Raw genomic sequence first — 12,326 nt, forward strand, 5'->3', positions numbered from 1 at the left:
TGCTTGGATTGATTTATGGCGAGTCGGGAAGATTTGGCAATTATTCGCGCGGCGCGTGCCGGACAGGCGGAAGCGCAACTGGCGCTGGGCCGGCGCTACTTATTCGGCGGCAACGGATTGCCGCAAAGCTTCGCCACGGCGCTGCACTGGCTTGACCGCGCGGCACGTCAGGGGGTGCCGGATGCCTGGACGCTGATTGGCGAGCATATACCCTATGAGGTGGTGGCGCAGGCGCCGAAGCCGCTTGAATATGTGCTCTGGTATGAGCGCGCTTTCGAGGCCGGTCGCAAGCTGGCCGGGCTGAGTTTCGCGCGGCTGGTGCTGGCGCATCAGGCACAACCCGAGGCGCAGGCAATGCTGGGCAAGGCCGTCAAGGCGCTGGAATCGGAGGCCAATGCCGGTACGGCTGAAGCGCAATGGTTGCTGTCGCAGCAACAGGGCGGGCGAAAGCCGGCCGACGTCGCTACCGCCACCGGCGAACAACGCGCGGCAGAGCAGGTCACTGCAACCCAATGGGCGCAGAAAGCTGCCGACGCCGGCATCGGTCAGGCGCAACTGGCGCTGGCCGACGCCGCCTGGCTGCGCTTGGATCGTGCGGACTTCATTCGGCGCGCCTTGCCGCTGGCGCGTTCCCTGCTGGCGCAATACGGTGCGGATTTGCCGCAGCTGAACGCACCCTCCGAAGGACTGGCCCGGCATCTGGGTGAGGGAAACATCGTCTTGTTGTCGCGGCTTGCGCAAGTACTTGCCGAAATCAACGAGGTTGATGCTGACGAAGCGCAATTAATGCTGGAGCTGGCGGCCTATGCCGACGACAAGTCGGCGCAGCTGTCGCTCGGGTTGTTCTTTGCGCGCATGAATGAGAATGGCGGGCGCGCCTTCCCCGGTTTTGGTTCTGCTAATTATAAGAAGGCGATTCGCTGGTTGACCCTGGCCGGCGAACGGGGCCTCGCAGCAGCGTGGTATGCCTTGTCGCGTATTTATCTGAAGCCGGAGTTTTCCCAGCGCAATCTTGCCGATGCGCAGCATTACCTGGAGCGCGCGGCCGAAATGGGGCATGTGTTGGGGCAGCTGGAATGCGGCAGCAGCGCATGGCGCAACCGCAGGGAAGATCCCGCCAACGATGTGCGCGCGGTGTACTGGCTGCAAAAGGCGGCAGCGCAAGACAATGCCGATGCGCGGGACTTGCTGGCCAAGATTGCCGATCGTCCGGCCGCTGCTGCCTGGGCTGTGGAGGCCCGCAGCCAAATGACACGCGATTTCCTGAGCGCCTATCCGTTCCTGGCGGCGCGGCTGGAGCTGGCGATCCTGTTCGGACTGACCCGGCCCGAAGCCTTGTTGATCGATCTGAAACAGGCTGACTGCGGCCATTGCCTAGTGGTGGACATCCGCGACTACTATGCACGTAGCAAGCGGCGCCTGATATTAATAGAGACCGGCGACGAGCGGCAGGTTCTTAACCGCATCGGCAGGCTGTTCGAAGACGTCGATTGCAGCCTGAGCGGCCCGGAAGGCAACTACCGGCAGCGGTTGTACCGGCTGAAGACCGCGTTGCCGCTGGATGACGATGAGCAGGAAGAAGAGGGTGACCTGGCTGAAGAGTCTTAGGTCGGATTCCCGCCAGGCAAAATAAAAAGAGAGGGCCGAAGCCATCTCTTTTTTATTTGTGCGCCATTGTCTGCGATGTTCAGATGTCAATTTCGCCTTCGAACACCGACACCGCCGGCCCGGTCATCATGACTGGCTTGCCCGGTCCCGCCCAGGCGATCACCAGTTCGCCGCCGTGGGTTTGCACCGCCACCGGTGTATCCAACAGGCCGCGACGGATGCCGGCGACCACGGCCGCACATGCTCCGGTGCCGCACGCCAGGGTTTCGCCGACGCCGCGTTCGAACACGCGCAGGTTGACGTTGTGGCGGTCCACCACCTGCATGAAGCCGGCGTTGACGCGCCTGGGGAAGCGCGCATGGCGCTCGATCAGCGGGCCGTCAGTCAATACCGGCGCCGCCTCAGTATCGGCAACGATCTGTACTGCGTGAGGGTTGCCCATCGACACCACCGAAATCCAGGTCGTCTTGCCGTCAACGTCGAGCGGCCATAGCGTGTCATCTCCTTCGGTCTTGCTGCCAAGGCCCGATGGGTCGAACGGCACCTGTTCCGGGGCCAGTACGGGCGCTCCCATGTCAACGGTGACGCGACCGTCGTCTTCCAGCGTGGGTTCGATGACGCCGGACATTGTTTCCACACGGATAACGCGCTTGGTCGTGAGGCCCTTGTCGCTGACGAAGCGTGCAAATGCGCGCGCGCCGTTGCCGCACTGTTCGACTTCGCCGCCATCGGCGTTATAGATGCGGTAACGAAAATCGATGCCCTCGGACGCCGTCTTTTCCACCACCAGCATCTGATCGGCACCGATGCCGAAGCGCCGGTCGGCAATGAACTTCCATTGCGCAGGCGTCAGCGCGATGTCCTGGTGAATGGCGTCGACGACAACGAAGTCGTTGCCGGCGCCGTGCATTTTGGTGAATTTGATTTTCATGGCATTAATTATAGACGGCCGCACTAATCGTGGCCGTATACATTAGGTGTGCCCGGAGGGTGTGTTTTAAAGCGTTTGTGCGCCCAAAAATATTCTGCCGGCGCCTCCCGCACGCGCTCTTCGATAAAGGCATTCATGCGGCGGGTCGCCTCGACGATATCGTCGCCGGGATAGTTTTCCCAGGCGGGATAGAACGTGGTTTTCCAGCCTTTGTAATTGGGAAGGAAGGTCGTGATCATCGGCACCACGTTGGCGTGCGTCGCCGCGGCAATGCGCGCGGTGGCCGTCAGCGTTGCGGCAGGCACGCCGAAGAAGGGGATGAATTCAGCATCGCGCAGGCCGAAGTCCATATCCGGCAGCATGATGAACGGCAAGCCGTCGCGCATGGCGCGGATGATGGGCTTGACGCCTTTTTCGCGCGCCAGCAGGGTCACGGGTCGAAAACGGGAGCGGCCTTTGAGCAGCGCCTGATCGACGACTTCGTTTTGTTGTTTGGAATAGATGGTGCAGATCGACAAGTCAGAATTGAGCACCAGCGCAATGCCGGGGATCTCCAGGCAAACAAAATGCGGGCAGAGCAGGATGGTCGGGCCGGACTTGATGACTTCGACAGGCACGCGCGGTTCGACCTTGATCAACCGCTTCAGCCGCGCTTCCGAGGCCCACCACAAGATGCCGCGTTCAAGCGCACTGCGCGCATAAGCCTGGAAGTGCTGGCGGGCAATGTTTTTGCGTTCGGTTTCGGTTTTGTCTGGAAAGCACAGGCGCAGGTTGGTCATCGTAATGTGCCGGCGCGGCTTCATGATGACGAAGAGCAACGAACCGAGCGCTTCGCCCAAGCGGCCGAGGATGGGCAACGGCAACCAGTGCAGCAGCCACATCAACGCAATCAGCGCCCTCACGATTGCGCTCCGGGAGCGGCCACGCCGGGCGGCGTCTTGTAGCGGTTGTAGCTCCAGATATATTGTGCCGGACAGCGTGCGATCAGTTTTTCCATTGCCGCGTTGATCGCGCGCGCCTGTTGTTCAGGCGTTTCGCCCAAAGTCTCTTCAAACGCCACGAAGCGGATGACGAAGCCACGTCCCCATGACAGGCGCTCGGCATAGGACAGGATGATCGGCGCGCCGCTCATCTGGTGCATCTTGGCCGACAGCGTCATGGTGTATGCCGGTTTGCCGAAGAAGTCGGCCCAGACGCCTTCGCCGTGCTGCGGCACCTGGTCCGGCAGGAGGCCGATCGCTAGTCCCTTCTTGAGCGCCTTGAGCAAAACACGAACGCCCGACAGATTGGCTGGCGCCAGATGGAGGTTGGGACGTGAGCGCGCGCCTTCAATCAGGGGCTTCAGCGCGGCCTTGCGCGGCGGACGATAGAGCGCGGTCAGCGAGGTTTTCTCAGCAATGGCCTGGGCGATGATCTCGAAGCAGCCGAGATGAGGGGTCAGGAACACCACACCGGTTTTTGCGTCCAGCGCCTGTTGGGCCAGGTCCCAATTTTCGATGCGGGCGGTGCGCAAGACGCGCTTGGGGTCGGCACACCAGATGAACGGCAATTCGAAGATGCCCTTGCCCGCTTCGTTGACAGCGGACAACAAATGCTGTCCATGGCCGGCACGCGTCAGGTTGCTTTTGAGGCGCTTCCGATAGGACGGCGATGCCAGGTAAACAAGCCATCCCATCGCGATCCCGATGAGGTGCAACAAGGGTAGCGGAAGAAATGACAACAGGCGGAATAAAGAAAAAAGCATACTTGCCGTTACCGTGAATAATGCTGTGAAATTGCGAATTTTTGCAAGACGCGTAAAATAGCATGAAAGCCGTCGAGTTAATGACAACTTGCGAGACGGGATATAAATTTCGCTAAAGCGTCGCAGGCTGGAGATAGGCCGCGACACCGGTTAAATCTCTATATGCAGGAGCCTGTGATGTCCAACGAGTATCTCTTTACTTCCGAATCCGTCTCGGAAGGCCACCCAGACAAAGTAGCCGACCAGATTTCCGATGCGATTCTGGATGCCATCTTTGCACAAGATCCCCTCTCCCGCGTCGCCGCCGAAACCCTGTGCAACACAGGCCTGGTCGTGCTCGCCGGTGAAATCACTACACGCGCCAACGTTGACTATATCGACGTCGCTCGCCAAACCATCAAGCGCATCGGTTACGACAACGCCGACTACGGCATCGACTACAAGAGCTGCGCCGTGCTCGTCGCCTACGACAAGCAATCACCGGACATCGCCCAGGGCGTTGACGAAGGCAAGGGCCTCGACCTCGACCAGGGCGCGGGCGACCAAGGTCTGATGTTCGGCTACGCCTGCGATGAAACACCGGAACTGATGCCTGCTGCCATCTACTACGCGCACCGTATCGTCGAACGCCAGTCGCAACTGCGCAAGGATGGCCGCCTGCCATGGCTGCGTCCCGATGCAAAATCGCAAGTGACGCTGAAGTATGTCGATGGCCGTCCGGTCGCCATCGACACCATCGTGCTGTCGACCCAGCATGCGCCTGAAATGGAACACAAGGCCATCGAAGAAGCCGCGATCGAAGAAATCATCCGCCCGGTCGTGCCGGCAGAGTGGATCAAGAACACCCGTTACCTGATCAACCCGACCGGTCGCTTCGTTATCGGAGGTCCGCAAGGCGACTGCGGCCTGACCGGTCGCAAGATCATCGTCGACACCTACGGTGGCGCAGCACCACACGGCGGCGGCGCGTTCTCCGGCAAGGATCCCTCCAAGGTTGACCGTTCGGCAGCCTACGCCGGCCGTTATGTCGCCAAGAACATCGTGGCCGCCGGCTTGGCGTCGCGTTGCCAGATCCAGGTGTCGTACGCCATCGGTATCGCCAAGCCGACTTCGGTCATGGTCACCACTTTCGGCACCGGCAAGATCAGCGACGAAAAGCTGGCCGAACTGGTGCTGGAACATTTCGACCTGCGTCCGAAGGGCATCGTGCAAATGCTGGACCTGTTGCGTCCGATTTACCAGAAGACCGCTGCTTACGGCCACTTCGGCCGCGAAGAGCCGGAATTCTCGTGGGAACGCACCGACAAGGCGGCTGCATTGAAGGCTGCTGCGGGCTTCTAAAAAAGAACAAGGATCGCTGTTTGCTGCGATCCTGCCGATAAGCCGGCGCGAGCCGGTTTATCGATGTACGATGGCATTTCGTACATAAACTGATTTACAATGCCTTTCCGTATCAAGGAGCGTTGCGACAAGACATCGATCTTGCCAGGCTTGATACCGTCAATATGCAACTGCGCTCACGTTACTTTTTTTCTGATTTTTCGAAAGGAGGGCGTGAGAACGCCGCAGCCATGACTACCAATTCCAACAAAGATTATGTGATCGCCGATATCAGCCTGGCGCAATGGGGCCATAAAGAGATCAAGATCGCTGAAACCGAAATGCCAGGCCTGATGGCCATCCGCGAAGAGTTCGCCGCGGCCCAGCCGTTGAAGGGCGCGCGCATCACCGGTTCGATCCACATGACCATCCAGACCGCCGTACTGATCCAGACGCTGGAAGCACTGGGCGCCAAGGTCCGTTGGGCATCCTGCAATATCTACTCGACTCAGGACCATGCTGCCGCGGCAATCGCCGACAAGGGCACGCCGGTGTTCGCGTTCAAGGGCGAATCGCTGGACGAGTACTGGGAGTTCACGCACCGCATCTTCGAATGGCAAGGCGGCGACAACGAACAAGCCAACATGATCCTCGACGATGGCGGCGATGCAACGCTGCTGCTGCATCTGGGTACACGCGCTGAAAAAGATGCATCGGTGCTGAACAATCCGGGTTCGGAAGAAGAAATCTGCCTGTTCAACTCCATCAAGAAAAAGCTGGCGACTTCGCCAAACTGGTATTCGACGCGTCTGGCGCAAGTCAAGGGCGTGACCGAAGAAACCACTACCGGCGTGCATCGTCTGTATCAGATGTTCAAGGACGGCAAACTGGCTTTCCCTGCGATCAACGTCAACGACTCCGTCACCAAGTCCAAGTTCGACAACCTGTACGGCTGCCGTGAATCGCTGGTCGACGGCATCAAGCGCGCCACCGACGTCATGATCGCCGGCAAGGTCGCCGTCATCGCCGGTTACGGCGACGTCGGCAAGGGCTCGGCGCAAGCCATGCGCGCGCTGTCGGCACAAGTCTGGGTCACTGAAATCGATCCGATCTGCGCACTGCAAGCGGCAATGGAAGGCTATCGCGTCGTTACCATGGATTACGCTGCTGAACACGGTGATATCTTCGTGACATGTACCGGCAACTACCATGTGATCACGCACGACCACATGAAGAAGATGAAAGACCAGGCCATCGTCTGCAACATCGGCCACTTCGACAACGAAATCGAAGTCGCCGCACTGAAGCAATACACCTGGGAAAACATCAAGCCGCAAGTCGACCACATCATCTTCCCTGACGGCAAGCGCATCATCCTGCTGGCCGAAGGCCGCCTGGTCAACCTCGGTTGCGGCACCGGCCACCCGTCCTACGTGATGAGCTCGTCGTTCGCCAACCAGACCATCGCCCAGATCGAACTGTTCGTGAACACCAAGAACTACCCGGTCGGCGTCTACACGCTGCCGAAGCATCTGGACGAAAAGGTTGCACGTCTGCAGTTGAAGAAACTCAATGCCCAATTGAGCACACTGACTGCGGAACAAGCTTCTTATATCGGCGTGAAGGCGGATGGCCCTTACAAGCCTGAACACTATCGTTATTAATCAGCGTTAAGGGCGACGGCTATGCCGTCGCCTGGTTGTTTGTCCACTGCTAGTTCACTACTTGTTCGTCGTTTTGTCCGCCGCCTGCCGACTATATTGTTGGTGCCGGTCGGCGCACCGCCTGAAAGGAAATTACATGCGTCTGCTCATCCTCTGGCTGATCAATGCGCTGGCCTTGCTGGCCGTGCCTTACCTGTTGCACTCGGTGCAGGTCGACAGCTTCGGCGCCGCCCTGATCGCGGCCCTGATCCTCGGTTTCGTCAATACACTGGTGCGTCCGGTGCTGGTGGTGCTGACCTTGCCGGTGACCCTGCTCACGCTGGGTTTGTTCATCCTCGTGATCAACGGGCTGATGTTCTGGGTGGTGGCGCAACTGGTGGGTGGTTTCCATGTGGGCGGCTTCTGGTCCGCAGTGGGCGGCGCGCTGTTGTACAGCATTGTTTCGTGGGCCCTGTCGACGCTGCTGCTGAAGTCCACTCGCGGCTGATCAGCAGTTGCAACGACCAGGCCCTGATCGTTTTCGGATCGAATTCTCATGACACAACATAATTTCAGCATCGAGTTTTTCCCGCCCAAGACACCTGAAGGCATGGAAAAGCTGCGCGTCACGCGCGCCAAGCTGGCCGAGCTGCAGCCGAAGTATTTTTCGGTCACTTTCGGCGCCGGCGGTTCGACCCAGCAAGGTACGCTCGACACCGTGCTGGAAATCATCAGCGAAGGCCACGTGGCCGCGCCGCATCTGTCCTGCATCGGCAGCTCGCGCGACGCCTTACGCGCTATTCTGACCGAGTACAAGTCGCACGGCATCAAGAAGCTGGTCGCCTTGCGGGGCGATTTACCGAGCGGCTTCGGCGCCGCTGATTTTTCGTCCGGCGAATTCCGCTATGCCAACGAGCTGGTCGAGTTCATCCGCGCCGAAACCGGCGATTGGTTCCACATCGAAGTCGGCGCCTATCCGGAAATGCATCCCCAGGCCAAATCGCCGCAGGACGACGTGCAGAACTTTGCGCGCAAGATCAAGGCTGGCGCCGATGCCGCCATCACGCAGTATTTCTACAATCCCGACGCTTACTTCAACTTCGTCGACGAGGCGCAAAGGCTGGGCGTCAACGTGCCCATCGTGCCGGGCATCATGCCGATCACGAACTACACCCAACTGATGCGTTTCTCGGATATGTGCGGCACTGAAATCCCGCGCTGGATCCGGCTCAAGCTGGCCAGCTACGGCGACGATGCCGATTCGATCCGGGCCTTCGGCCTCGACGTGGTGACGCAGCTGTGCGAACAATTGCTGGAAGGCGGTGCGCCGGGTCTGCATTTTTACACGCTGAACCAGCCTGCCGCGACAATGGCAATCTGGCAACGACTGGTGGATTGATACAGCTGCAAGCAATAAAAAAGCCGGCTTCGAGCCGGCTTTTTTATTGCGCTGCCCTTTCACGCATCGGTAAGAATCACATCCAGCGCAATGTCATGCGGCTGCCCTCCGAATTCGGCCAGCGCCCCGGCATAGGCGACGCCGATGGCCAGCGGCCGCGGAGCCTGCGCCAGCGTACGGTCGTAAAAGCCGCCGCCATAGCCCAGCCGCAGGCGCGCCGCATTGAAGCCCAGGCACGGGATCAGCAGCGCCTGCGGGCGCACGGTCTCGCCTCCCTCAGGCGCCGAGGTGCCCATGGCATCTTTCACCAATGGTTCGCCCGGCGTCCAGCGGACGAATTCCAGCGGCGCATCTTTTCCGCGAATTATCGGCAAGGACAGGTGCACGCCTTGGGCCGCCAGCGCGTTATAAGCCGAATGCAGGTCCGGTTCCTGGCGGATCGGGTGGTACACCCCGAGGCTGGCGACCGGATTCTTTTGCAGCCAATCCAGCAGACGGCTGCAGATCATCGCTTCAGCCGCGGCCCTGGCGGCCGGCGTCATGGCTCTGCGGGCGGCGAGCAAACGCGTGCGCAGGACCGATTTTTCCGACGCGGCGGCTGTTGTTGTTGCCGCTGTTGCCGCTATTTGCGGCGTGCGCCCGACAGCGTCAGTGTGCGCAGAACCGCGTGCTATCCTTGAAGTCGTCATTTGTTTCAATCGAAGGTTGTATAAGAATGCAATTAAAGAAATGCGTGGTCGTGATCACATGCGCTGCTGCGGCGGCAATGAGTTTTTCTCTGCCGGCCCAGGCGCAGAAACGGCCCTCCGCCGCTGCGTCGCAGGATGACGTTTTTCTTGCGCTGCGCGACGCCTCACGGGTCGACGACTCGGCCACGGCGCTCAATCTGGCGGCGCGTTTGCCCGATTATGTCATTCCTTCCTACGTTGACTATTATCGGCTGAAACCACGCGTGCGCGACTTCACCGCGCCAGTGTCGGAAATCCGCGATTTCCTGGCGCGCTACGATGGCACCGCGATCGGCGATCGCCTGCGCAACGACTGGCTGTTGGCGCTGGGCAAGACCGGCGACTGGACTACCTTTGATGAGCAATACCCGTTGTTCGTGCTGAACGATGACGTACAGGTCAAATGCTTCGCGTTGAATTCGCGCGCGCTCAAGGGCCAGAATGTCGCCGATGAAGCGCGCGCCTTGCTCACCAGTCCCAAGGATTACGGCCAGGGCTGCAGTGACCTGATTGGTACGCTGGCGCAAAACCATCAATTCGGCGAAAGCGACATCTGGGCGCAGATCCGCCAGGCGGTTGAAGCCGGCAGCATCATGGTGGCGCGCCGCGCCGCGATCTTTACCGACAACGGCGACGTCACCCTGCAGCAGGTAATCGACAAGCCGGCGCCGTTGCTGGCGCGCGGGCCGGGTCAGGGCCGCACCGCGCACGAGCTGTACATCATCGCCATCGGCCGGGCCGCCAAGAACAACCCGCAGCAGGCCGCCGCGTTCCTGAGTGGCGCCTCCGGCCTGACCGCGCAGGAACAAGCCATCGCCTGGGCCCAGATCGCCTTGCCGGCGTCGATGAAGCTGATGCCGGAAGCGATCGACTACTGGCGCAAGACCAAGGACGCGCCGCTGTCCTACGAAGCGTATCAGTGGAAAGTACGCATCGCCCTGCGCGCCGGCGACTGGAAGCTGGTGAAGTCCACCATCGACGCCATGCCGGCTTCGCTGCGCAGCGACATCACCTGGACTTACTGGCTGGCGCGCGCGCAAAAGGAAGACGGCCAGACCGAATCGGCCCAGCGCCTGTTCCAGTCGATCGCCTCGAACGTCAGCTTCTACGGCCAGCTGGCCACCGAAGAACTGGGCCAGAAAATCGTGATCCCTGCCGGTCCGACGCCGCCGACGCCGGCCGAGATCGCACCGATGGCGCAGAACAGCGGCTTCAAGCGCGCGCTCAAGTTCTATGACCTCAACATGCGCTACGAAGGCATCCGTGAATGGAACTGGGAATTGCGCCGCATGAGCGACCGCCAGTTGCTCGCCGCCGCCGAGTTCGCACGTCAGAGCGATGTGCTCGACCGCATGGTGAACACCTCCGACCGCACCAAACAGGAAATGGATTTCACCCAGCGCTTCCCGGCGCCGCACCTGAGCGAAATGACCGCCAACACGCGTCCGCTCGGCCTGGAAAATGCCTGGGTCTATGGCCTGATCCGCCAGGAATCGCGCTTCATCAAGAACGCCAAATCCTATGTCGGTGCCTCCGGCCTGATGCAGCTGATGCCGTCGACTGCGAAATACGTCGCCAAGAAAATCGGCCTGACCGAGTTTTCGCAGGACCAGATCAACGACATTAACACCAACCTGCTGCTGGGCACCAGCTACCTGAACATGGTGCTCAACAACCTCGACGGTTCGCAGGCCTTGGCGACCGCTGCCTACAACGCCGGTCCCGGACGTCCGCGTACGTGGCGCTCGACGCTGAACCGCAGTGTTGAAGGTGCGATTTTCGCTGAATCAATCCCATTCAACGAGACGCGCGGCTACGTCAAGAACGTGATGTCCAATGCTACTTATTACGCCGCCCTGTTCGAGAACAAGCCGCAGTCGCTCAAGCAGCGTCTCGGCACGGTGGCGCCGCGCACCAATACCCCGACCGACCTGCCTTGATACCGCGTGGCGGCCCAGAAGCAAAGAAAGCGATGACGGCCATGGCGTACAAAAACATCTTGATCATCGGCGGTTCCGGATTCATCGGCAGCCAGCTGGTCGCCCAGTTGGCGCGCAGCACGGCGGCCAGAATCACGGTGCCGACCCGGCGCTACGAGCGCAGCAAGCATTTGCTGGTGATGCCGACGGTGCGCACCACGATCGCCGACGTGCACGACGATGCCGCACTGGATCGCCTCGTGTCTCAGGCCGATGTCGTCATCAATCTGGTCGGCATCCTGCATTCGCGCAGCGGACCGCGCGGTAGCGCCTGGGGTCCCGATTTCGAACGCGCCCACGTCGAATTGCCGCGCAAGATCGTGGCCGCCTGCGCCAGGCATGGCGTGCGACGTTACCTGCACATGAGTGCACTGGGCGCGTCGGCGCAGGCGCCGTCGATGTATCAGCGCTCCAAGGCGGCGGGCGAAGTTGCGGCCTTCTCGGACGCCGCTGTCGCGACCACGGTGTTCCGGCCTTCGGTGGTGTTCGGCGAACACGACAATTTCCTCAACCTGTTCGCCGCGCTGCAAAAGCGTTTCCCCGTCATGCCGCTGGGCGGCGCCGATGCGCGTTTCCAGCCGGTGTATGTGGGCGACGTGGCGCAGGCTTTCGTCAGTGCCTTGCAGAATGATGCCACGCAAGGCAGGAGCTACGAGCTGGCCGGGCCGCAGGTCTACACGCTGCGCCAGTTGGTGCAGCTGGCCGGATTGTGTTCCGGCCATCCGCGTCCGGTGTTCGGATTGCCGCCGGCGTTGGCGTCTTTGCAAGCTTTTTTGCTGGAACATTTGCCAGGACGCATGATGAGTCGCGATAATCTGGCTTCCATGCAGGTGGACAATGTGGCGAGCGCGCCGATGGCGCCCGAGTTGCACATCATGCCGACCGCACTGGAAGCGATTGCACCGCGTTACCTTGCCGGCGTGCACATGCAGCAGCAGATGGACGCCCATCGTCGCGGCGCACGGCGCTGAAGC

Annotated in this window: 11 protein-coding genes and 1 riboswitch; of the genes, 7 read left to right on the forward strand and 4 right to left on the reverse strand. The window is 60.7% G+C overall.

What is annotated here, in order from left to right:
• Nucleotides 1–15: 15 nt before the first annotated feature.
• Nucleotides 16–1,608: a hypothetical protein gene (locus tag ACIROY_RS06445; protein ID WP_402340658.1), complete on the forward strand. Its 1,593-nt coding sequence runs from the start codon at nucleotides 16–18 to the stop codon at nucleotides 1,606–1,608.
• 79 nt (nucleotides 1,609–1,687) lie between these two features.
• Here the strand turns inward: ACIROY_RS06445 and dapF are convergent, their stop codons facing one another.
• Genes dapF through ACIROY_RS06460 form a run of 3 tightly spaced genes read right to left on the reverse strand, consistent with a single transcriptional unit; the run spans nucleotide 1,688 to nucleotide 4,322 of the window.
• Nucleotides 1,688–2,539, reverse strand: coding sequence for a diaminopimelate epimerase (gene dapF, locus ACIROY_RS06450; RefSeq protein WP_402277235.1), 852 nt, complete (start codon nucleotides 2,537–2,539; stop codon nucleotides 1,688–1,690).
• A 23-nt stretch (nucleotides 2,540–2,562) separates the two neighbouring features.
• Nucleotides 2,563–3,441, reverse strand: a complete 879-nt coding sequence (locus ACIROY_RS06455; protein ID WP_402340661.1) for a lipid A biosynthesis acyltransferase — start codon at nucleotides 3,439–3,441, stop codon at nucleotides 2,563–2,565.
• Nucleotides 3,438–4,322: a lysophospholipid acyltransferase family protein gene (locus ACIROY_RS06460; protein ID WP_402341387.1), complete on the reverse strand. Its 885-nt coding sequence runs from the start codon at nucleotides 4,320–4,322 to the stop codon at nucleotides 3,438–3,440. The genes ACIROY_RS06455 and ACIROY_RS06460 overlap by 4 nt, the downstream gene beginning before the upstream one ends.
• Before the next feature lie 138 nt (nucleotides 4,323–4,460).
• On the opposite strand from ACIROY_RS06460, the gene metK reads away from it, so the two are divergent.
• The 4 genes from metK to metF all read left to right on the forward strand — a co-directional run bounded on the left by metK (nucleotide 4,461) and on the right by metF (nucleotide 8,645).
• Entirely contained in the window at nucleotides 4,461–5,624 is a 1,164-nt protein-coding gene (gene metK / locus ACIROY_RS06465; protein WP_402277231.1) for a methionine adenosyltransferase, read from the forward strand.
• A 108-nt stretch (nucleotides 5,625–5,732) separates the two neighbouring features.
• A riboswitch (S-adenosyl-L-homocysteine riboswitch) is annotated at nucleotides 5,733–5,809 on the forward strand.
• Between the two features lie 45 nt (nucleotides 5,810–5,854).
• A complete protein-coding gene (gene ahcY, locus ACIROY_RS06470) occupies nucleotides 5,855–7,267 on the forward strand; it encodes an adenosylhomocysteinase (protein ID WP_402340664.1) in 1,413 nt (470 codons plus the stop codon).
• A 136-nt stretch (nucleotides 7,268–7,403) separates the two neighbouring features.
• The gene (locus ACIROY_RS06475; RefSeq protein WP_402277227.1) at nucleotides 7,404–7,754 is read left to right on the forward strand and encodes a phage holin family protein; all 351 of its coding nucleotides are present in this window, start codon (nucleotides 7,404–7,406) and stop codon (nucleotides 7,752–7,754) included.
• Between the two features lie 48 nt (nucleotides 7,755–7,802).
• Nucleotides 7,803–8,645 (forward strand): methylenetetrahydrofolate reductase [NAD(P)H], encoded by an 843-nt coding sequence (metF, locus tag ACIROY_RS06480; RefSeq protein ID WP_402277225.1) that lies wholly within the window; start codon nucleotides 7,803–7,805, stop codon nucleotides 8,643–8,645.
• 59 nt (nucleotides 8,646–8,704) lie between these two features.
• On the opposite strand, the gene ACIROY_RS06485 is transcribed toward metF, so the two are convergent.
• Nucleotides 8,705–9,334, reverse strand: coding sequence for a 5-formyltetrahydrofolate cyclo-ligase (locus ACIROY_RS06485; RefSeq protein WP_402340667.1), 630 nt, complete (start codon nucleotides 9,332–9,334; stop codon nucleotides 8,705–8,707).
• A gap of 26 nt (nucleotides 9,335–9,360) precedes the next feature.
• On the opposite strand from ACIROY_RS06485, the gene ACIROY_RS06490 reads away from it, so the two are divergent.
• Nucleotides 9,361–11,313: a transglycosylase SLT domain-containing protein gene (locus ACIROY_RS06490; protein WP_402277221.1), complete on the forward strand. Its 1,953-nt coding sequence runs from the start codon at nucleotides 9,361–9,363 to the stop codon at nucleotides 11,311–11,313.
• Nucleotides 11,314–11,354: 41 nt separating this feature from the next.
• Nucleotides 11,355–12,323, forward strand: coding sequence for a complex I NDUFA9 subunit family protein (locus ACIROY_RS06495; protein ID WP_402340670.1), 969 nt, complete (start codon nucleotides 11,355–11,357; stop codon nucleotides 12,321–12,323).
• Nucleotides 12,324–12,326 lie beyond the last annotated feature (3 nt).

The sequence above is a fragment of the Herbaspirillum sp. NPDC101396 genome (genome assembly GCF_044767365.1).
GTDB lineage: Bacteria > Pseudomonadota > Gammaproteobacteria > Burkholderiales > Burkholderiaceae_D > Herbaspirillum.

Bases quoted from the DNA above. Each gene is read 5' to 3' on its own strand.
- ACIROY_RS06445 (WP_402340658.1), top strand. From the start codon at position 16: ATGGCGAGTCGGGAAGATTTGGCAATTATTCGCGCGGCGCGTGCCGGA.
- dapF (WP_402277235.1), bottom strand. From the start codon at position 2,539: ATGAAAATCAAATTCACCAAAATGCACGGCGCCGGCAACGACTTCGTT.
- metK (WP_402277231.1), top strand. From the start codon at position 4,461: ATGTCCAACGAGTATCTCTTTACTTCCGAATCCGTCTCGGAAGGCCAC.
- ahcY (WP_402340664.1), top strand. From the start codon at position 5,855: ATGACTACCAATTCCAACAAAGATTATGTGATCGCCGATATCAGCCTG.
- ACIROY_RS06475 (WP_402277227.1), top strand. From the start codon at position 7,404: ATGCGTCTGCTCATCCTCTGGCTGATCAATGCGCTGGCCTTGCTGGCC.
- metF (WP_402277225.1), top strand. From the start codon at position 7,803: ATGACACAACATAATTTCAGCATCGAGTTTTTCCCGCCCAAGACACCT.
- ACIROY_RS06485 (WP_402340667.1), bottom strand. From the start codon at position 9,334: ATGACGACTTCAAGGATAGCACGCGGTTCTGCGCACACTGACGCTGTC.
- ACIROY_RS06490 (WP_402277221.1), top strand. From the start codon at position 9,361: ATGCAATTAAAGAAATGCGTGGTCGTGATCACATGCGCTGCTGCGGCG.
- ACIROY_RS06495 (WP_402340670.1), top strand. From the start codon at position 11,355: ATGGCGTACAAAAACATCTTGATCATCGGCGGTTCCGGATTCATCGGC.